The 20,741-nt window shown below is 56.0% G+C and carries 19 protein-coding genes; 14 read left to right on the forward strand and 5 right to left on the reverse strand.

What is annotated here, in order from left to right; translation table 11 throughout:
- Positions 1–58: 58 nt before the first annotated feature.
- Complete coding sequence (locus ACW9KT_RS02635; protein ID WP_457077835.1) at positions 59–637, reverse strand: pseudouridine synthase; 579 nt, start codon at positions 635–637, stop codon at positions 59–61.
- A 305-nt stretch (positions 638–942) separates the two neighbouring features.
- Between ACW9KT_RS02635 and ACW9KT_RS02640 the strand changes: the two genes are divergently transcribed.
- Entirely contained in the window at positions 943–1,605 is a 663-nt protein-coding gene (locus ACW9KT_RS02640) for a T-complex 10 C-terminal domain-containing protein (RefSeq protein WP_457077836.1), read from the forward strand.
- Between the two features lie 223 nt (positions 1,606–1,828).
- Here ACW9KT_RS02640 and ACW9KT_RS02645 read toward each other — a convergent pair whose 3' ends face one another.
- Positions 1,829–2,953: a hypothetical protein gene (locus ACW9KT_RS02645; protein ID WP_457077837.1), complete on the reverse strand. Its 1,125-nt coding sequence runs from the start codon at positions 2,951–2,953 to the stop codon at positions 1,829–1,831.
- Positions 2,954–3,124: 171 nt separating this feature from the next.
- Between ACW9KT_RS02645 and ACW9KT_RS02650 the strand changes: the two genes are divergently transcribed.
- Positions 3,125–3,988 (forward strand): SDR family oxidoreductase, encoded by an 864-nt coding sequence (locus ACW9KT_RS02650; protein WP_457077838.1) that lies wholly within the window; start codon positions 3,125–3,127, stop codon positions 3,986–3,988.
- A 256-nt stretch (positions 3,989–4,244) separates the two neighbouring features.
- Positions 4,245–5,699: an aldehyde dehydrogenase family protein gene (locus ACW9KT_RS02655; RefSeq protein WP_457077839.1), complete on the forward strand. Its 1,455-nt coding sequence runs from the start codon at positions 4,245–4,247 to the stop codon at positions 5,697–5,699.
- Positions 5,700–5,761: 62 nt separating this feature from the next.
- On the opposite strand, the gene ACW9KT_RS02660 is transcribed toward ACW9KT_RS02655, so the two are convergent.
- Positions 5,762–6,430: a CPBP family intramembrane glutamic endopeptidase gene (locus tag ACW9KT_RS02660; protein ID WP_457077840.1), complete on the reverse strand. Its 669-nt coding sequence runs from the start codon at positions 6,428–6,430 to the stop codon at positions 5,762–5,764.
- 594 nt (positions 6,431–7,024) lie between these two features.
- Between ACW9KT_RS02660 and ACW9KT_RS02665 the strand changes: the two genes are divergently transcribed.
- From ACW9KT_RS02665 to ACW9KT_RS02695, 7 genes are all read left to right on the forward strand, one after another.
- Entirely contained in the window at positions 7,025–9,070 is a 2,046-nt protein-coding gene (locus ACW9KT_RS02665) for an FAD-dependent oxidoreductase (protein WP_457077841.1), read from the forward strand.
- 101 nt (positions 9,071–9,171) lie between these two features.
- Positions 9,172–9,609, forward strand: a complete 438-nt coding sequence (locus ACW9KT_RS02670) for a hypothetical protein (RefSeq protein ID WP_457077842.1) — start codon at positions 9,172–9,174, stop codon at positions 9,607–9,609.
- Between the two features lie 349 nt (positions 9,610–9,958).
- The gene (locus ACW9KT_RS02675; RefSeq protein ID WP_457077843.1) at positions 9,959–10,663 is read left to right on the forward strand and encodes an ABC transporter ATP-binding protein; all 705 of its coding nucleotides are present in this window, start codon (positions 9,959–9,961) and stop codon (positions 10,661–10,663) included.
- Positions 10,664–10,686: 23 nt separating this feature from the next.
- Positions 10,687–11,178 carry a hypothetical protein gene (locus tag ACW9KT_RS02680; protein WP_457077844.1) on the forward strand — a complete coding sequence of 164 codons (492 nt, stop codon included), beginning with the start codon at positions 10,687–10,689 and terminating at the stop codon, positions 11,176–11,178.
- Positions 11,179–11,267: 89 nt separating this feature from the next.
- Complete coding sequence (locus ACW9KT_RS02685; RefSeq protein WP_457077845.1) at positions 11,268–12,509, forward strand: ABC transporter permease; 1,242 nt, start codon at positions 11,268–11,270, stop codon at positions 12,507–12,509.
- 96 nt (positions 12,510–12,605) lie between these two features.
- The gene (locus ACW9KT_RS02690; protein ID WP_457077846.1) at positions 12,606–13,847 is read left to right on the forward strand and encodes an ABC transporter permease; all 1,242 of its coding nucleotides are present in this window, start codon (positions 12,606–12,608) and stop codon (positions 13,845–13,847) included.
- A gap of 44 nt (positions 13,848–13,891) precedes the next feature.
- A complete protein-coding gene (locus tag ACW9KT_RS02695; protein WP_457077847.1) occupies positions 13,892–15,007 on the forward strand; it encodes an efflux RND transporter periplasmic adaptor subunit in 1,116 nt (371 codons plus the stop codon).
- 18 nt (positions 15,008–15,025) lie between these two features.
- On the opposite strand, the gene ACW9KT_RS02700 is transcribed toward ACW9KT_RS02695, so the two are convergent.
- On the reverse strand, positions 15,026–15,775 hold the full coding sequence (locus ACW9KT_RS02700; protein ID WP_457077848.1) for a hypothetical protein: 750 nt from the start codon (positions 15,773–15,775) through the stop codon (positions 15,026–15,028).
- A 28-nt stretch (positions 15,776–15,803) separates the two neighbouring features.
- Positions 15,804–16,712, reverse strand: coding sequence for a DUF5694 domain-containing protein (locus ACW9KT_RS02705; RefSeq protein ID WP_457077849.1), 909 nt, complete (start codon positions 16,710–16,712; stop codon positions 15,804–15,806).
- A 225-nt stretch (positions 16,713–16,937) separates the two neighbouring features.
- Here ACW9KT_RS02705 and ACW9KT_RS02710 point away from each other — a divergent pair, with 225 nt between their 5' ends.
- The 4 genes from ACW9KT_RS02710 to ACW9KT_RS02725 all read left to right on the forward strand — a co-directional run bounded on the left by ACW9KT_RS02710 (position 16,938) and on the right by ACW9KT_RS02725 (position 20,688).
- On the forward strand, positions 16,938–17,966 hold the full coding sequence (locus ACW9KT_RS02710) for a sensor histidine kinase (RefSeq protein ID WP_457077850.1): 1,029 nt from the start codon (positions 16,938–16,940) through the stop codon (positions 17,964–17,966).
- Between the two features lie 60 nt (positions 17,967–18,026).
- Positions 18,027–18,740, forward strand: a complete 714-nt coding sequence (locus ACW9KT_RS02715) for a LytR/AlgR family response regulator transcription factor (protein ID WP_457077851.1) — start codon at positions 18,027–18,029, stop codon at positions 18,738–18,740.
- A gap of 179 nt (positions 18,741–18,919) precedes the next feature.
- On the forward strand, positions 18,920–20,068 hold the full coding sequence (locus ACW9KT_RS02720) for a DUF3616 domain-containing protein (protein WP_457077852.1): 1,149 nt from the start codon (positions 18,920–18,922) through the stop codon (positions 20,066–20,068).
- A 101-nt stretch (positions 20,069–20,169) separates the two neighbouring features.
- On the forward strand, positions 20,170–20,688 hold the full coding sequence (locus ACW9KT_RS02725; protein ID WP_457077853.1) for an acyl-CoA thioesterase: 519 nt from the start codon (positions 20,170–20,172) through the stop codon (positions 20,686–20,688).
- Positions 20,689–20,741 lie beyond the last annotated feature (53 nt).

Here is a 20,741-nt window from a genome sequence, read left to right on the forward strand (position 1 = left end):
TGAACTGCGAAGGTGCTCATCGGGCGGACGGGCCGGCCGGAGTGGCGAATCACCAAAGTTACAGGAATTCAACTTCTTCCTGCGGAAGCGGCAGGGAAAATGTGGCCAGCTCCCGCACGGCGCCGGGGGGCAAATCGTGGAGGTGCAGGCTGCCTATCCGTACACGGAACAGGCGCAGCGTTGGGAAACCTACCGCCGCCGTCATTTTGCGCACTTGCCGGTTCTTGCCTTCGGTGAGCGTGATAGATACCCAACTGGTGGGGCCGTGGCGGTCGTCGCGAATTTTGCGGGTGCGGGGGGCAAATTCAGGCGCCTTTTCCAATCGGAAGGCCGTGCAGGGCGAGGTTTGGTACTTCACGTCGCGTATCCCTATTTCCACGCCTTGCTGCATGGCGGCAATGGCTTCGTCGGTGATGAGGCCATCGACTTGGGCGTAGTACTCCTTTTCTATCTTTTTGCTGCGCACCAGCTCACTCATTTTGCCGTCGGTGGTGAGCAAGAGCAGGCCCTCACTTTCCTCATCTAGGCGGCCAATGGCCATCGTTCCTTCCGGGAAATCATGTAAGTCGCCGAGCAGCTTCTTCTTTTTCAACTCACATACAAACTGGCTCAGATAGCCGTAAGGCTTGTGAATCATAAAATGGCGGTGCGTCATGGAAAGCTGTTTATTCTGACTGGCTGTGTAAGCGCACGGCCAGGTAAATGTTTGATGAAGAGACGAGCACGGCCTGGAATAGTTACTGGTTCAACTCATTAGCCCGGCCAGTGCCCGACGCTAGCGGGCATTGGACCACAAAGCAAGTCCGAAATTATGCAGGAAAGCAAGCCGTCAGCTGCTCCGCTTCTTTGGCTTACGGCCAACCTCAGCCCAACCGCTACCGTACAGCGGCCATTGGCTATGTATTAGCTAATGACTATCTTTTGTTTTTGTTTCTGCTCCCCATGAAATCCTCCCTACTTCTCCTTTCCTGCGCCACTGCCCTGTCGCTGGCTTCCTGTACCCCCGACAAACAGGCCGCCGTGGATGCGGCCACCACGCCCTCCGCTGATACTGCCGTCATAGTCGACGATGATGTAGTGATGCTCTACCGTGAGCAGGGCAACCGCGTAGCCAACCGCGTCACTACCGACCTCGGCATCACCGATACGGCCCAGGTGCGCCAGGTGCGCCGCGTATACGACACCCGCGCCACTCGCTTGGGCGAGGTAGATATTCGCTACTCCTCCGACACTACCGGCCGCACCACCGCCCTGCGTCAAATAAACCGCGAAACGGACACTGAAATCAAGAGCATCGTCAATGACAACGACCGCTACCTCACCTACGAGGAAAAGCGCGCTACTTACTACACCGGCGAGCAATATGCCGCTGAAACGGAAGCAGAAAAGACAACTACGGCTCCTGCCGCCGCGCCTGCCCCCGCCCGCCGTCAGGGCCCGGCCATCGTGAAGTCCAAGACAAAGAGCAACGGGGAATCGAAGACCGTATACGCCGACGGCCGCACCGTGAAGGTGGACAAAGACGGCGACCGTAAAATCGAATACCCCAACGGCACCAAAGTAAAGCGTGACGCTGACGACGGTAAGCGCAAGGTGAAAGACTAGGTTCTAACGAGGGCCTTACCTCCCGGCCTCCTCTCTTAAAAAGAGGGAGCCTCACGTTCGGCCTATGCGGCTACATCAGCTGGCCATCTGATTTTAAGTAAAAAGCCCCCCAATAGTAACTTGGGGGGCTTTTTTTGATACTAAGTTTAGCCTAAAGAACAGCTGAGTGTGCTTGAGGCGGTAGCTAAAAGCGTGGCGTAGAGCGACTAGCCTCACTCCCCAGCTACTGCACAACCCCAAATGCCTTTAGCTCCCGCGTTAGGCGCTCATTCCAGCGTGCCTGTGCGGCGTCGTTGGTGCCATTGCCCGTCTCGCCGTCGTAGGCTTCCTGTAGGCGGTTCATCTCCTGATAGGATAGCAGGTACTGGTACTGTAATCGACCCGCGTAGTAGTCAACTGCTAACGTGTCCTGTCGGATTTTCTGCTTGAAGCGTTCTACCACTAGCTTTACCACGTCGAAGTGGCGTTGCTCGTGGTTGAGGGTGGCGGGCGTGCGGGCGTGGTCGGCGACCCAGGAGGAACTGCGCACCACGAAGGTTTTCATAGTAATGCGCAGCTGCATTTTGCCCCCCACCACCTTGGTAGAGCCTTGGTAGGCGAAACTAGGAAACACTACCGCAGCGGTATTGCCGCCAGATTGGCGAGTACCCGTAAAATCAGAAAAATCGAGGGGGCGCTTAGGGTCGTAGAAAAGCGTGTCGGCCTCGTTGTTCTCGGTATAATCGGTAAAGAAAACCTCCACGCCGGTAGCCAGCTTGGGGCTGTGGGGGGCATTTTGTTTGACCCACGTATGCAGGTAACGCAGGCCCTCGGTCAGGGTCTGGCGAAGAGTAGGCTCCACTACCCCAATCTGGTTGGCCGGCCGGCCATAGCGCGCCGCACCCTGGTATTCGGTCAAGGTTACGGTTTGACCATCGCGCTGCCATTCGAAAGCCATTTTCAAACTCACCCGACCCTCCACACTCCAGGGCGTTTTAGGATTGGCTGTTTCGGTCACCTTACACTCGCGCAGGCGAATGGTAATGGGGCGTAGCTTTTTGTTGGTGTGCAGACTTTGGGAAATAAACTGGCGAATAGCGCTGAGCCCACCGCCTTCTAAGTCAACGGCTTGGGCTTTGGACACGGGCACCGCCGCAGTCGGCGGCAGGAGCAAGGAGGCCACGGCGCGCCGATCGGTGCGCTCATCGATAACCTGAGCTACGTAGAACTCCTGGGGGGCAAATTTCTCGGTCGCTGCCAGCAGCTTAATCGGCGCAAGCGGCCCCGTCGACTGCGCTGATAGCAGCAGTAAAACCGAAAGCGCAGCTATTATCCAGCGGGTGGCCGGACGCAGATAAATCAGCAGCATGTGGGGTGGAAAACGGGAAGCCAGGAGCCTGTACGTAAGCCTTCTACACCAGAGCCTTGGCAAAACGTTCCCGACCCGCCACTCGCGAAATGCCCCCAGCTTACGGCTACCTGAACTATAACCCTGCGTAGTGAGCCCCGTTGTTAGTTTTCAATCTAACCTATACACGCTATGGAAAACAAACCAACAACATTGCCGCCTCAAAAGCAGGACCAGCAGCCCGGCATAGAGCAAGAAATGACGCCCCAACCCGAGTATATTCGGTCCAATTATAAAGGCAGCGAAAAGCTCCAAGGCAAAGTAGCCCTCATCACCGGCGGCGACTCTGGTATCGGCCGTTCGGTGGCCGTGCATTTTGCCCGCGAGGGCGCCGATGTAGCCATTACGTACCTTCCCACCGAGGAAGAAGATGCCTACAAAACACGCCAGTTGGTGGAGGAAGCTGGCCAGCGCTGCCTCACCCTGCCCGGCGACTTACGCGACCGGCAGTACTGTCAGGAAATCGTGGAGCGCACGGTGGAGGAGCTAGGTGGCCTGAACATCGTCGTCAATAATGCCGCCGAGCAGTTTGTGAGCACCGACCTGACCGACACCTCAGATGAACAGTGGGAAGATACATTCCAGGTCAATTTCTTCTCTTTTGTGCGCGTGACGCGAGCTGCGCTCAAGCACCTGAAGGAGGGCGACTCTATCATCTGCACCTCTTCAATCAATGCCTACCGGGGTAATCAGCAGCTTGTCGATTACTCGTCCACTAAGGGCGCTATCACCGTCTTTGTGCGTTCCATGGCTCAGCAGCTGGCCGAGAAGAATATTCGCATCAACTCCGTGGCTCCCGGCCCCATCTGGACACCCCTCATTCCCGCCAGCTTCCCACCCGAAAAAGTGGCTTCCTTTGGCAAAGACACCACGATGAAGCGTCCCGGCCAGCCCTCCGAAGTTGGCCCGGCCTATGTGTTCCTCGCCTCCGACGACTCCACGTATTTCACCGGCCAAACCCTGCACCCCAACGGTGGCGAAACGGTAAATACCTAAGCGGCGGGCGGTTCGAAAGACAAATTGAGTCTCAAATGCTCATCTTGAAAAACTGAGCATGATAAGCTTTTAGAATAGCTATAGTAAAAAGCCTCCCAGAATGCATTTGGGGGGCTTTTCTGTAGTAAACCAAGCTGAAAGTAATCTTCAGCCAGCCAAACCAAGCATCTATAAACCAGTTATCTAACTGCGCAAATAGCCGAAGCACTAGAATTGTGTACCTTAGAAGACGCCCTGTACTGCCAGCCCTCACCCTATGGAAATTCTTGCTACTCCCACTGCTACCGTTCCCGCATCCTTTGATTTGGCTACGTTGCCAGAGGTGTTTGGCCGGCTCAAAACCCATAGCGAAGTGCTGCGTCGGGAGGGTGCTCCGGAGCGCATCGCCCGCCTGCGCCGCCTCAGCCAGTGGATCGAGAATAACCGCCCCCGTATTCAGCAGGCCATGTACACCGACTTCCGCAAGCCCCCGGAGGAAGTTGATATGTCGGAAATCTACGTGTCGCAGGTGGAGCTGAAACATACCATGCAGCACCTGGCTAAGTGGATGAAGCCGCGCCACGTGGGCACGCCGCTAGCTATGATGGGCGCCAAAGGCTGGGTACAGCCCGAACCAAAAGGCGTGGCGCTCATAATTGCCCCCTGGAACTACCCCTTCTACCTGGCCGTCGACCCACTGACTTCGGCCCTAGCCGCGGGTAACTGCTGCATCGTGAAGCCTTCCGAAATGACGCCCGCTACCAGCGCCCTTATCCGGCAGATGGTAGAGGAAGTATTCGACCCCAGCGAGGTAGTCGTCTGCGAGGGCGACAAAGATGTATCCACGGCCCTGCTGAAGCTGCCCTTCGATCATATTTTCTTCACGGGCAGCCCGCAGGTAGGCAAAATAGTCATGAGAGCCGCTGCCGAGCATCTTACCTCCGTTACGCTGGAGCTGGGGGGCAAATCGCCGGTGCTGGTGGATGAAACCGCCCATCTGCGCGACGCCGCCGAGAAAATCGTGTGGGGCAAATTCCTCAACGCCGGCCAAACCTGCGTTGCCCCTGACTACCTACTAGTACATGAGAAGGTGCGCGACAAGCTAATCGACGAAATCAGGGCCGCCACCCGCCGCCTCCACGACCCCACCGGCGAAGGCGTGCAACAGTCCAATACCTTCGCTCGCATCGTAAACAAGCATCATTTTCAGCGGGTTAGTCGCCTGTTGGAGGAAGGTCAACGCCTGGGGGGCGTTTTGGAGATGGGCGGCATCGTCGATTCGTCGGAGAACTTTATTGAGCCCACACTCCTGGCGGAAGTACCGCCGGAAGCGGACCTGTGGAAAGAAGAAATCTTTGGCCCCGTGCTACCCCTGCGCACCTACAGCACTCTCATGGAGGCCGTTGATTTCATCAACGACCGGCCCCGGCCACTGGCTCTTTACCTTTTCAGCCGCAGCGCCGAAAACCGCCGTTACGTGCTTAAGCGCGCCCCCGCCGGCGGTGTCGCCCTCAACGATACCATCATTCACCTCATGCACCCTGAGCTGCCCTTCGGCGGCCTCGGCAACAGCGGTATGGGCCGCGCCCACGGCCGCTACGGCTTTGATTCGTTCTCCAATCTGAAGGCTGTACTCAAACAGCGCATCGGTCAAACCTCGGTCAAGCTGCTCTACCCGCCTTACACGCCCAAGGTGAAGCAGATGATGGAGATGGTGATGAAGTGGTTTTAAGCGTTCAGTTCGGAGTATAAACGCCTATAGCATAAGCACACTATAAGCTTCTAAGGGCAAGACTAAGTGCTCAGGCTAGGAGTAAGTGTGTCAGCGTGCACCGGAATAGCCGTATCTGGTTGCTGACTTATCACTTCTCCTCTGCGCCGCCAGAAGTAGAGGGCAAAGAAAATGCAGATGACGGGCACCACGATGCCAAATTCCCCGCTGTAGTAATTGGTGCGGCCAGTATCCGCCGTCAACGGTGAAAAGAAGCTCTGGATAAATAAGTTGTGGCTGGCATGCAGTAGTGCGCCAGTCCAAAGGCTGTTGGATTTCAACCGAAACCAAGTAAATATAAAACTGATACTGACTACCATCGTGGTAAAGCAGGCCAAGCCATACCAGACTGGTGTACCGCTATTATAGTCGGCGAAAATCAGGATAGGGTAGTGCCATATGGCCCATACTATGCCTACAATCAAGCTTGTCTTGGTGAAGCTAGTGGTCTTAGCTAATTCTGGGACCAGGAAGCCCCGCCAGCCAATTTCTTCCCCAAGAGCCGTAGCCATGCTTCCCGCCATGCCAAATATGCCCAGAAATATAAAGGAGAGCATAATGGTCAGCCCGGATGGCAATGCCCCCCAACCGAAAGAGGTAGCCACTTGAGTCACGAATTTAGAATCGAAAAATCCACCCCAGCCCATGCCCCAGATCAGCAAATAAGCAATCAAGCTATAGAGAAGCGGCACGGTGTAACTCCAGAGCTGATACCGCGGATTCCCCCATTGCCAGCCTAGATCGGCAATTTTTCGGTGAATCAGCTTGCTAGTAATCAAGGCTGCGAGCCCCGGACACCACATTATCCCCGTAACGTACAGCCCAAAACCTGACCCAAGCTTACCAGTGTGAATTATCAGGGCATAGAAGATCGAGCTAAGCGCAAAGGTAATTCCTAGGAAGAGCAGGACATTTCGGCGTGTTGAGTGTGGAGCTAATTCCATGAAAATGTAGCCTTTATAGGTAGTGTCTATTTCGTAATGTTACTTAATTCTTAATGCATATAGATTTTAAATAATATAAAATTCGACAGCCCCTTAACCTTCTCACATCTCGTGAGGACCTCACTTAGTTGTTGCTATTTAAGCAGCTCCACTAATGCCCGTTACTAGAAGTTCGTGCTGAAGTCTTGATACACTGCTTTGAGGGTTATTAGGAGTATTTAATCTTGTCGAAAATCGATTATCTATACCTCAAACTACGCGGCATGCCGAGTATCTCGAAAAAAATACCGATATTTTCAGACCCGCAATCAGCCTGATTAATCGTTTGCTTCTGAATTGATTATGATTCCCACCGCCGCTCACCGTACCCTGCTACACGCTTTAGCCGATACTTTTATCCCCGGTATTGCAGGCAAGCCCGATAAAGCCGAGTTCTGGGCCCGCCGCGGCTCCGAGGGCGTGGATGTGGACAAAGCTTTTGCTGCCATTGACGCCCAGCCTGCAGCTGCCCAGCAGGAGTTTCAGCAGTTGCTGGGGCTGCTCGATAGTCCGGCCTTAGGCCTGACCTGGTTTGGGCCGCCCAAGTCGTTTGTGCGCCTGAGCGCGGCCCAACGCCAACAGATGCTGCAAAGCTGGGCCGGTAGCAACGTGCCCCAACTACGCAAGGGGTTTCATGCGCTACGTAAGCTGCTCACTTTTTTGTATTACGGCTCCTCATCGGCGGAGCAAGGTAATGCTACCTGGTCGGCTCTGGGCTACCCTGGCCCACTGCCCGATGAAGTGGTAAACACCGAAAAGCCGCTCAAAACCCTACGCCCAACCGCCGATGTGACCTACGACTGCGATGTGCTGGTAATCGGCAGCGGAGCCGGGGGCGGCGTAGTAGCGGCCGAGTTGGCCACAGCGGGCCACAACGTATTAGTTCTCGAGAAAGGCCCCTACTGCCACGGCTGCGACTTTACCCAGCGCGAAGTAGACATGATGGGCCAGCTTTACGACGCCCGCGGCGCCCTCTGCACCCAGGATGGCGGTGTGGCGCTGCTGGCGGGTAGCTGCTTGGGCGGCGGCACCACCGTCAACTGGGCTGGTTCCTTCCGTACCCCCGATTATGTGCTGGAAGAATGGGCCCGCGAGCATCAGGTGCCCCACTTCACCTCCGCTGAGTTCAAGCAGAGCCTTGATGCCGTGACCCGTGCCCTGAGCGTAAACACTGACTACACCCGCCACAATGGGCAGAACCAAGCGCTGATGAATGGCTCGGCCAAGCTCGGCCAACCTACGAAGCTGATTCCGCGCAACGAAAAAGGCCTCACCGACTCCGATGCGCACTTTCAGGGACTGGGTTACACCACCCTCGGCGACCGGTACGGCTTTAAGCAAGGCACTCTGAATACCTACTTGCCCCAAGCCTTTGCTCACGGGGCTCGCCTATTGGCCGACACCCGTGTGGAGCGCGTAACTGTGCAAGCAGGCCAAGCCACCGGCGCCGAAGCCGTGCATACTACCGCTGATGGCCGACAGGTGCGCGTGACCGTACGGGCCCGGCGCGTGGTAGTGGCGGGCGGCGCCATTCAGACGCCCGCTTTGCTGTTGCGCAGCGGCCTGCACCACCCGCATCTGGGTCAACACCTGCATTTGCACCCTACAGTGGCGGTTTCAGGCTTATACCCGCATCTTATGAACTCCTGGCACGGGCCTAGCATGTCGGTGGTAAATGACTGCTTTACTCGCCTCGATGGCACCAACTTCGGGGTGAAGCTCGAAACGCCCCCCGCCCACGCGGGCCTGATGGCGATGGTGCTGCCGTGGCTGTCGGGTGAGCAGCATAAGCAACTGATGCTCAACGCCGCTCACCTCGGCAACTTCATCGTGCTGACCCGCGACCGGGACGGCGGCCGCGTGACCGTGGACCAGCACGGCGCCCCATTGGTGGACTATGTGCTCAGCGCCTTCGACCGCAACACTATGCTGCGAGGCGTGCGCGCCGCGGCCGAAATTCATGCGGCGGCCGGCGCCCACACGGTGTATTTGCCTCATGGCACCTTGCCTATATTGCATGCCCAAGATGGGGTAATGCAAAACCCCGAAGTGCTGGACAAGCTGCCCCACTTAGGCTGGAAGCCCAACCAGTTCAGCTTGTATAGTGCTCACCAGATGAGCACCTGCCGCATGGGCGGCGTGCGAGCTACACACCCACTGGCCCCCAACGGCGAAACCTACGAGGTGCGCAACCTTTATGTGGCCGATGGCTCGGCGTTTCCGGCCTGTAGCGGCGTCAATCCCATGCTGACCATCATGGCGCTGGCCCACTATACGGCCCAGGAAATCAAGGCTGGATTGGGGGCTGGCACCGTTAAAGCTAGTCAGCAGCTGGCCGTGAGCGAATAGTGGCGAAAACCTCTGAAGGCAGCTTAAGCTGAGGTGGGTGGGCGCCGGATAGCCATGCAGTCGATTTTCGCGTATGCAGGGCACACTCCTACGTTTTTCCTATGCGTTCCGCCCACTTCTTCCTCGCTTTGGCTTTGCTAATGGCCACTACTTTCAGCTGTGCTCGTCGCAAAAAGGCCAACATCCCTAACGCTCCAACCACCACTGCTGCGCCAACGCCGGCTTCCGCGCCGGCCGTGCCCGTAGAGCGTCGCGCCGCCCGCGACCTCACCGACGTGATGACTGATGAGCTAAAGCTGCTCCCCGATCAGCAAACCAAAGTGCGCGCTATCCTTACCTCCACCGTGGAGCAAGTGAACGACGCCCAGAAAAAGCACGGCGCCGACCGCGCAGCCCTTATGACTGACTTGAAAGCCATTAACGCTCGCTCCGAAGGCCAGCTGAAGCAAGTGCTCACGCCCACCCAGTACCAGCAGTACCAAACCAAAAAGCGGGCAATGCAAGCCCAGATGCAGTCCCGCAAGGCCAGTGGGCAGTAAGGTGCCTGCTTAAATGCCCAAAACCAGATTAACCTTTGCCAGAAGCAAGGTATTCTTGTTAGTCTTATTCCTGTCTTTCCCTAAAAAAGCCCCCCAGCATCGTGCTGGGGGGCTTTTTTGATAAGAAAAATTCATTAGGCTCTATATAAATGAATTGCTAGGCAACTGTTGGGGGGCATAGTGCATCTTTTATGTCAGCGCAGCCAGGGTTATGGCCGCAAAGCACTTGGTTATCAGTACTTGTATGTAAATTATAGTGACTTGTATTTTGAAATCTAAATAAAACTAGTGTACTTTGTAATGCCTGCTACTGGGTTAGGCACTTAACCTAGCATTTGCTTTCTCCGCCATGATTGAGCTGCGCGATATTCGCAAAAGTTATGAAGTAGGATCCAACCGGTTAACGGTGCTGAAAGGCATCGACCTGCATATCCGGGAAGGGGAGTTGGTGAGCATTATGGGTTCGTCGGGGTCCGGGAAGAGCACGTTGCTCAATATTCTCGGCATCCTGGACGACTATGACAGCGGCGACTACCGCTTGGCTGGCAACCGCATTGACCGGAGCCTCTCGCAGACGCGGGCCGCGCAGTACCGCAACCAGTTTCTAGGGTTTGTTTTTCAGTCCTTTAATCTGCTGAATTTCAAAAACGCCATGGAAAATGTGGCCCTGCCGCTTTACTACCAGAAGGTAAGCCGGAAGGAGCGCAATCGCATGGCCCTCGAATACCTCGACCGCGTGGGCCTGCGCGAGCGCGCCGACCACTTGCCAAGTGAGCTAAGTGGGGGGCAAAAACAGCGCGTCGCTATTGCTCGCGCCCTCATCAGTCAGCCCAAGCTTATTCTGGCCGACGAACCTACCGGCGCTTTGGATACCCAAACTACCCAAGAGGTGATGGACATTTTCAAGCAGGTAAACCGCGAGGGCATGACGGTCATAATCGTGACCCACGAAAACGACATTGCTGCCCAAACCGACCGCATAGTTCGGGTGCGCGACGGGCTGGTGGTCAATGATGAAGTTGCTGCCGACGAGCCGATTCTTAAAACGCTATAAGTTTACCCTGACCTTTCTGAGCTATGAAAAAGACCTTACTTCTGTGGGCGTTGCTGCTAATAGTTGGCGCCGCCCAGGCCCAAGTCTCGACCACCGAGAAGCAAGCTTTGGCCAAGCAGATCACTCAATTGATGCGCAACCCCAAGAAGCCAAACCAAGACTTACAGTTTACGCTCAACGGCTGCCACGCTCAGCAGATAATCCGCGATAATAAAGCAGATGTGCAGATGTCGCAGCCAGTATCGGTGAGCTATAGCAAGGGCGAATCGGGCTGGGGCGTGAAGCTCAAGGACGGCCTATTTGAATTGAAGCTGGACTTTGAATGGGCCGACGTAACGAACCTAAGCTACGAGGCAGAAACCGATGATGACGACCAGAAATACTACGAGCTGAAAATAAAACGTCAGAAAAAAGGCGACACAATCACTTTCGATTTGCCTCTGTACACCACCAATGAGAGCGTAGTGAAAAACGTGATGCAGCGCCTGGAGAAAGTACGTCAGAGCTGTCAATAGGCTGGAACTCCCCAAGATGCAGCCTTTCGGCTTATTAGAAGCGCCCAAAATTCAATTCTTCATTACCTCATAAAGCAACACCAAAAGCCATGTTCGACATCGACAAGTGGCAGGAGATTTTGGGAACGATGCGCCGCAACAAGCTGCGCACTTTCCTGACTGCGTTTGGCGTGTTTTGGGGCATATTCATGCTGGTGCTTCTGCTGGGTGCGGGCAAAGGCATGGAGAATGGTATTTTCAAAGAGTTTGGTGCCGGCGCCCGCAATAGCTTGTATGTGTTTGGGGGGAAAACGTCGATGCCGTACAATGGCCTCAGCCCCGGCCGCGAAATCAAGCTCACCAACGTAGACCAAGAAGCCATTCGCCGCCAAATAGACGGCATCGACTTGCTGGCCGCACGCAACCGTCTTTTTGGTGAGTACACCATCATGCGGGGGACAAAAAACGGCTCGTATCAAGTGTTTGGGGCCAGCTCGGAGTTCTTTCAGATGAATGGGGAAGTGCTCAAGGAAGGCCGCCTGCTCAATCCCATGGACGTTATCGAGCGCCGGAAGGTGATGATAATGGGTGAGAAGGTGCGCAAAGTGCTGTTTGGCGATGAGCCGGCTATCGGCCAATACGTGCAGGTAAAAGGCGTCTTTTTTAAGATAGTGGGCATTTTTACTAATACCCAAAACCAGGGCCGCAGCGAGGAGCGAGCCTACACGCCTTTCAGCACTTTCCAAACGACCTTCAACCAATACAACCAGATACAGCTCCTAGGCCTAACCTCCCAGCCCGGCACTCCGGTAAAGCAGGTAGAGGATCAGGTGCGCGTGCTGCTAGCCGCTCGCCACAAGTTCGACCCGGCGGACAAACCAGCTCTGTATTTAGAAAACAACGAAGAGGAAGTTAAACGCTTTCAGGGTTTATTCACTGGTATTAAGCTATTTGTGTCAGTAATAGGCGTGCTAACGCTGGTAGCGGGCGTGGTGGGAGTGAGCAATATCATGCTCATCATTGTGCAAGAGCGCACCCGCGAAATTGGCGTGCGCAAGGCGCTAGGAGCTACACCTTGGAGCATTATTAGCATGATTCTGCAGGAATCGGTGGTGATAACCGGGCTGTCGGGGTATCTGGGGCTGCTGGCGGGCGTAGCGGTGCTGGATGGCGTGCGCTACGCTCTTGACCAAGCCGGAGGCACCACATCCTACTTCGACCGACCCGAGGTGGATGTCACGGTGGCCATCAGCGCTATTGTACTGCTGGTAGTTGCGGGTGCCATAGCGGGCCTAGTGCCGGCTATGAAGGCCGCGAATGTAAAACCAATAGAGGCACTGCGAGCAGAATAAGAGGATGTCAGAACGACCAGTTGCATTCCCTCATAGCAGGGACGCTCATCGTTCTTCAGGCCGCGCTAGTTTCATCATTCCCTAATTCCCAACCCCATGTTCGACCTTGATAAATGGAGCGAGATCTGGAGTACCGTGCGGCGGCACAAGCTGCGCACGGCCCTGACTGCGTTTGGCGTGTTCTGGGGAATTTTTATGCTGGTTGTGTTATTGGGCGCTGGCAAGGGCTTCCGCAATGGGGTAGAAAAGGAGTTTAGTGTAGCTAAAAACGCCATTTTTGTCTGGACCCAGCGTACGAGCGTTCCTTACATGGGGCTGAAAGCAGGCCGCTTCATTCAGCTCACCAACGACGATGTGGCGGCCATTGAGCGCGGGGTACCTGAAGCGGCTTTCATTTTACCGCGCTGCGAACTGCGCGGCACATTTACGGTGCAGGTACCGCCCAAAAGCGGTTCGTTCACGGTGAAGGGCGAATATCCTGGTTACCCCGCCGTGCAAGCCTTGGATTTGCAACAAGGGCGCTTTGTGAACGAGATGGACATCAGGGAGCGGCGCAAGGTGGCTATTATCGGCAATCGGGTGGTGGAGGTACTGTTTCAGGGTGCCAACCCGATGGGTAAGTATGTTAATATTAAAGGCATTTACTTCCGGGTGGTGGGTGTGTTCAAGGGCAGCGGTCGGCCTGAGGAAGCCCAGCAGAACGCCCAGACTATTTTTATTCCGCTGACAACCCTGCAAGTGGCTTTCAACCAAGTGAATAAGGTAGATTACTTTGCCTTTATTCCGAAGCCAGGCATCCGCTCAGCGGTGGTGGAAACCAAAGTAAAAGAAGTGTTGCGCCGCCAGCACAAAGTGGCCCCCACCGACGATCGGGCCTTTGGCTCGGCCAATGTGGAGGAAGAGTACGCCCGCGTGCAGGGCCTTTTCACGGGGATTTCGGGCTTTAGCTGGCTGGTGAGCATCGGGACTATTCTGGCTGGTATTATCGGGGTTAGCAACATTATGCTCATCGTGGTGAAGGAACGCACCAAGGAAATCGGCATCCGCAAAGCCTTGGGGGCCACGCCTTGGAGCATAGTGAGCTTGATTGTACAGGAAAGTATCGTGCTCACGGCCGTGGCCGGCATGATAGGCCTGCTCATCGGCACGGCCCTCATCGTTATTATCAATAACCTCATTGCCGGGCAGGATATGGGCTTTTTTGCCAATCCGCAGGTAGATGTGGGCGTGGCGCTTACGGCCGTTGTGCTGCTTGTATCGGCGGGTGCGCTGGCGGGACTGGTGCCCGCTACTATTGCCGCCAGGGTACAGCCCGTTGTGGCCTTGAAAGACGAGTAAAGCAAAAATTTGCCCCCCAGAACAACTAATTCAACTACTTACCCATGAAACGCATCTTCCTCGGTCTCTTGCTTTTACTGCTGTTGGCTGGTTTTGGCTGGTTGGGCTACTATTTCTACCGTCAGGCCAACGTAGACCCCATCGTGTACAAAACCGAGAAGCCCTTTGTGGCCGATATCGTGAAGAAAACGGTGGCAACGGGCAGCATCGTGCCGCGGCGCGAAGTACTGATCAAGCCCCAGGTGTCGGGGATTGTGGAGGAACTGTATGTGGAGGCCGGGCAGCCGGTAAAGGAAGGCCAACTGATTGCCCGCATCCGGACCGTGGCTAACGCGGCCAGCGTAAACAACGCCCAAACCGGTATTCAGGCCGCGCGCATCGCCCTCGACCTGAGTAAAACGGAGCTGGACCGCCAGCGGAAACTCTTCGAACAAAAGGTAATTGCTGAGCAGGAATACATTCGCGTGGAAGCCGATTACAAGGCGAAAAAGCAAGCCCTCGACGCCGCCGAAAGCAATCTTCAGATCGCCCAGCGCGGCGCCTCCCGCAACACCGGCGGCTCCCTGAACCTAGTACGCTCTACTATCACGGGCTTGCTGCTCGATGTGCCGATTAAAGTGGGCGCTTCCGTGGTAGAGCGGAACAACTTCAACGAGGGCACCACCATTGCCTCCGTAGCCGACATGCAAAGCTTGGTGTTTGAGGGCAAAATTGACGAGAGCGAAGTAGGCAAAGTACGCGAGGGCATGGACCTAAACCTGACCATTGGGGCCCTAGAGAATGAGGCGTTCCCGGCCACGCTCGAATACATTGCCCCTAAGGGCATCTTGGAGGAAGGCGCTATCAAGTTTCAGGTGCGCGCCCGCCTCAACCTCAAGCCTGGCCAGTTTCTGCGGGCCAACTACTCGGCCAACGGCGACATCGTGCTCGGCCGCCGCGAAGATGTGCTAGCTATTCGGGAAAGCTTGCTTCAGTTTGGCAAGGTTAACAAGGACAGCGTGTTCGTGGAGATAGAAAAAGCCCCCCAGCAGTTTCAGAAGCGCATGGTTAAGACAGGTTTATCCGATGGCATCAACGTCGAAATCGTGTCGGGTCTGAGCAAAGAGGACAAGGTAAAAGTACTGGGCCCGCCGGCCGAAGACGAGAAGAAAAAGTCGTAGAGATGAGCTAGGCGCCCGCTATTTCTTGGGGCTCGCGCCAGGCGCGTCGGCCGTGGTGGGTAGGCGCTGCACTACGTTGCCCGTCGCGTCCAGAAAGTCCAGGCGGGCCACGTTGTTGGCGTCTACTACTAGTTTGATGCGTGGCTGACCTTTGGTATCAAAGAGAAACACCGCGGCGTTGCCGTTGCTCTTGCCCACAAACACTCTGTCGGGAGCCCGAATGGGATCCAGAGCTGCTGCTTTTTCGGGGCCTTCCGGCATTTTCTGCCATTCAGCCAAGCGGCGGGCGTGCTCGGGCAGCGGGATGTTGGGGCGGTCCTTGATGCGCATACCTACCATGCGATTGGCGTCTTCTTCGGAGTAAACCAGTTGTAGGGTTTGGTCCTGCTGGTACTGGTCGAAGGTGAGGGACTGCGAAGCCTGCACTTTGCCGTCTACTTTGCGGCCCTGGAAAACGAGGCCGCCGCACTCATCACCTTCGTCGTTGTAAAAGAGAATACCGGGCGTTTTGGCGTCGCGAGGCAGGTCTTGCCCGGCGGCGCGGGGCGCGGGTTGGCGCTCTTGGTTGGCAATCACGAGCTTAAGCCGGCCATCTTTCTCCACCACGTTGATGCGCTCCACGTCGATTTCGCCGAAGCGTTGCTTGCGGCTGCCGGGCCCGAAGGCCATCAGCAGCACAGCCAGAAAAACCAAGGTGCTGCCCGCCGCATACAGTTTAAGCCACCGTACTTGCTTGTGCAGAGAAGCCAGCGTCACGTCGTTTTTCATAGCGAAGAGCGAAAGGGTGGAACGGCGACTATTTTACAAATTCATCTAGTCGGCGCAAGGTGAACTCGGGAGAATTTTCAACCAAGTGTTTAAGAATAGGCACGTGCCCGGCGCCAACGAGCACGAGTATTCTGTCGTTCTGGGCAGCCAAGCGTTGCACGTTGGCAAACATGCGGATATTCCGGTTGTACCAGCGCGTGACGAACCCATCGGCCCCAGCGGGCTCCGCGGCCGTGCCCACGGGAGTGTTTACGAAGTAGGCGCTGTGGAAGCGCCGCAGGGAATTGTCGCTGTTGAGATACAGCAAATAGTCCTTGAGGGTAGATTGGTAGGCGAGCGTGTCCTGGTATTTGTAAAAGGCGGCGTAGCGCGCGCCTAGGCGCTGCATGGCTGGGCTCTCGGGCTGGCTTTCCCGGGCGCGCATCCAAGCGGAGTCTTTGGGGGCTAGCTTGTACTTGAAGGGCTGAGCATCGATGGCAAATACGCGCGGATGGTTGAGCTGCCTGGCAAGCCGGAAGCCAATCTGGGTGATTTCGTTGCGGGTCGTTTTTAGCTTTTCACTGGTGTAGGCGGTGTAGTCTTTGTCGAGGCGCTCCTGCACTTCGGCGGGGTACTCCACCATTATCTTGGTGGGCTTAAAGCGGGCAATCAGCTGAGTTAGCTCGGCTATTTCCTTCTGCCGCTCCGCCGATAGCACATCGACTTCCAGCTTGCCGCTGGTTTTGTGCGCGTCGAGGCCTGGATAGCTGAAGTGGAATACGCCCAGCAGCAGCACGTCGGCTTTCTTCAGGGAGTCAGGAAACAAGGCTTTCTCCCGGCGGCTGGCCACTTTGGCGGGGAAGTTCTGGCTCTGGCCGGGCTCAGCCAGTGCGCCTAGCAAAAGAAGTACAAACAGTAAGCGGACAAGGCGTTGGGAGCTGCTTTTGGCGGTTTGCATACGGGTAGAAATGAGAGGTGGCTCCCCTGCGGGAGGAATGATAACTTAAAGGTGAGCCACTTCGCGCCCGGCCTCAAGTATATTATCCCAACTTCCTCAAACCCGATGCTAACCCGCGCTGGGGGCTTTTTTCGGGGTTGTAGTCTAAAATCAAGGCTTGCTCCGCCAAATCTGGGGTTGGGATAAAAAACTGCCGGCGTCTGGCTACTAACCGTAGTTTTGGGTATGAAGCACTGGTCAAAAAGGAATCTGCACATCCTAGGCTGGGTGGTGTACGCCGCCTACGTGTGGATAGGCGCCCGCCTCAACGACTGGCACCCGCTGGTGAGCAGCTGGCGCAGCAACTGGTTTCTGCTGTCTCATCTGTTCCTGCGCAGCGCAGAGTTTTATGTGTGCTACGGACTGCTGTTTCCGCGCCTTCTGCGCCCCGGCCGCATACCCACCTTGATCGTGGCTTTGCTCGGCGTAATAGGCCTGTACATCAGCGTGCGCTATGGTATCGAGGAGATGCTGTACCCGGCCGTGCTGGGTTTTCGCAACTATAACCCCGCCACCTCCACGCCCTATTATATCCTCGACAATATCTACTACGCCAGCCCCGCCATCGTGATTAGCGGGGTGGTGTGGAGCTTCGAGGAAACCCTGCGGCGGGAGCGCGAAAACCGACAGCTGCGCCAAGAGAAAACCCAAGCCGAAGAGGCCTTTCTGCGCACCCAAATCAACCCCCACTTTCTCTATAATACGCTCAACTACTTCTACTCCCTGGCTTACCCCATATCCGAACAGTTGGGCTCGGCCGTGCTCAAGCTCTCCGATCTGATGCGCTACATGCTGCACCAGCGCCCCGATGGCCAAGTAGAGCTAACCCGTGAGATTGACTACCTGCACAACTACATCGACTTGTACCGCCTGCGCTTTGGGGGGCAATTTTTCGTGGAGTTCACCGTAACCGGGGAGGCAGCCGGGCGGCGCCTCCCCGCTTTGCTCCTGATTCCCTTTGCGGAAAATGTTTTCAAGCATGGTGTGCTCAACTGCCCCGATACGCCCGTGTATATTCAGTTGACAATCAAGCCCAATGAGCTACTATTCGAAGTCGATAACAAGATTGGGCGGCACCATAAAGACGCTACTAGCGGTATTGGGCTGGCCAATGTGCGAAGGCGCCTGGAGTTGCTGTACCCCAATCGGCATACCCTGACGGTAAGCCAGACTTCGGAACGGTTTCATACGTTGCTTCGACTGCAGGAAGCGTAAGCTGGGGGGCTTTTTTAGGGGCGCCGACTCATCAACTTTTACACTCCCGTTCTTACGTCTATGATTCGTTGTATTGCCGTCGACGACGAGGCGTATGCCTCCGCTATTCTCGCCGATTACATCCGTAAAGTGCCTTATCTCACCTTGGTCGGCACCACTACCAATCCGATTGAGGCGCTGACTTGGGTGCAGCAAGGCCGCGCCGACTTGGTATTCCTCGACATCCAAATGCCCGAGCTGACGGGCTTGCAGTTCCTCAAGCTCTGCGGCACCCGCTGCAAAGTAGTCTTGACCACGGCCTACCCCGAATACGCTCTGGAAGGCTACGAAAACGATGTGGTAGATTATCTGCTCAAGCCTATTTCCTTCGAGCGTTTCCTGAAAGCGACCCAGAAAGTGCTGGCTTTATTGGCCGCGCCGGAGCCTGCTCCAGCCGCGGAGGCAATTGCCGCGGCGGATACTTACCTGTTTGTGAAGGGAGAAACCAAGAACAAGTATATCCGCATTGATCACGCTGATATTCTCTTTGTGGAAGGCCTGAAAAACTACGTTTCTATTCATCTGCCCACGCAAGTGTTTGTCACGTATCAGTCGCTCACGCAGCTGGAGCAGCAGCTGCCCCGGCCGCCCTTCGTGCGGGTGCACAAGTCCTATATCGTGTCTTTGAATAAGATTCGGATGGTGGACGGTAACACGCTCTATATTCAGGATAAGATGGTGCCCGTGGGGGAAACCTATCGGGAGCAGCTGTACCGGATGGTGCGCACACCGTAGAAACGGTCAGAACGACGACGTTGAACAGTCCGGCTGCAAACCGTGCAATGTCATTGTTCAGTGCCGAGACACAAATATGGGTTTCTACACGAGCAGCAATGCCCTGTAGTAGCTCCACTGTGGGCAGAGGCTGAGCACTATAGCCTGCGCAGGCTCTGGGGGGCAAAACTCTTCTGCACATGGGCCCGTTTGCACAGCACATACAACTCCCTCTAGCCGTGCGCCGCCAATCCTACACCCTTCATTTCAATCCGAAGCTCAGCTATAACGCTGATAAAAAGCACGTGCGCGACGGCCTCTCCACAGTATTGCGCACCGGCGACAACCTCTGGCTAAGCTGCGACGAGCGCACCACCATCGAGCGCCTGCGCCTCACCGGGCCGCACGAGTTTGGCGAGCATTGCTCCTACGAGCTGACCGACCTGCTCGACCTGCCTTCCGATGACGAGGAGGAAATAGATATTGAAGGCATGGGCGAGGCCAATAACTACCTCTGGCTGGTAGGCTCCCACAGCCTGAAGCGCAAGAAGCCCAATCACGAGGACGAGGATGTGGCCAAGCAAATTGCCCGCTTAGCCAAGATAGAGGAGGAGCCTAACCGCTATCTGCTGGCCCGCATTCCGCTGGTGCGCAACGCCGAAACCGGTGACTATGAGCTGCACAAGGAAATAGCCCATCCCACCGACCCCACCCAGACTCTCTGTGCTGCTCAGCTGCACAGTAACAGCGCCAGCACAGCCAACGACTTGTTCGATATCCTGGCCGATGACCCGCACCTGAAGCCCTTTCTCAAGATTCCAGGCAAAGACAATGGTTTCGATGTAGAAGGCCTGGCCGCTGCGCCCGATGGCCGCCTGTTTCTGGGCTTGCGTGGGCCGGTGCTCCGGGGCTGGGCTATCGTATTAGAAGTGTTGCCCGAGGAGGATAGAAAAGGCCATTTGCGTCTTGCCAAGCTGGAGGGAGCCGAGAACAAGTATTACAAAAAGCACTTCCTGTCCTTGGGCGGCATGGGCCTGCGTGAGCTACGCCAGCGCGGGACTGATATTCTGCTGCTGGCCGGCCCCACCATGGATCTCGACGGCACTATTGCCGTGTACCGCTGGCCCAATGCCCTAACGCATCCTCAGGACAGCCTCATTGGTCCCGATAAGGTGCAGCGCCTCTTCGATGTACCCCACGGCCACGGCCCCACATCCGGCAAAGACAAAGCCGAAGGAATGGCCGTACTCGACGATGCCCACGTACTCATCGTGTTCGACAGCCCCACCGACGCCCGCAAAAAAGCCCCCCACCAAGTAGTAGCCGATTCATTTTTGCTGCCGAAGTAAGGTGCTTTAGAGACACTTATTTGTGTCTCTTCGTAGAACAGGCTACTTGAACTACTTGGCTGTCAATCGCTCGATACGGAGACACTTTTACTTTTCAACTAATGCTAGTCCGCACGCCCGAAACCACCCACCGCATTCATTTTCAGGATTGTGATATGCTGGGCCACCTGAATAATGCCCGCTACCTCGACTATTTCCTGAATGCCCGCGAGGAGCACACAACCCAGCACTATGCCCTGAACCTGGGCGAGCTAGCCCGCGAGTCGCAGGCCGGGTGGGTGATTACCAAGCACCATATTGCCTACCTGCGTCCCGCGAACCACGCCGAAGTCGTGCGCATTCGTACCCAGCTCATTCATTTCGATAACTCCAACCTAGTGGTGGAAATGCAGATGCTGAGTGAGGATGGGGCCCGCCTCAAGGCTTTGCTTTGGTCGGAGATGGCCTTCGTGAACGTGCGTACCGCCACCCGCACCGACCACGCCGACGCAATGATGGATATGCTCGATGAGTTAGACATCGAAGACGTAGACTACGACCCCGACGGCTTCGATGAGCGGGTGCGCCGCCTGCGCAAGCAGCTCAAGCGTGAGCGGGGCGAAACCGAGAGTGCCGAATAACCTGTTCAGCTTATTTTGCGTTAAACCAAAACCGGAACCGCTCTGCGGCGCCG

The organism is Hymenobacter sp. HD11105, assembly GCF_054051685.1.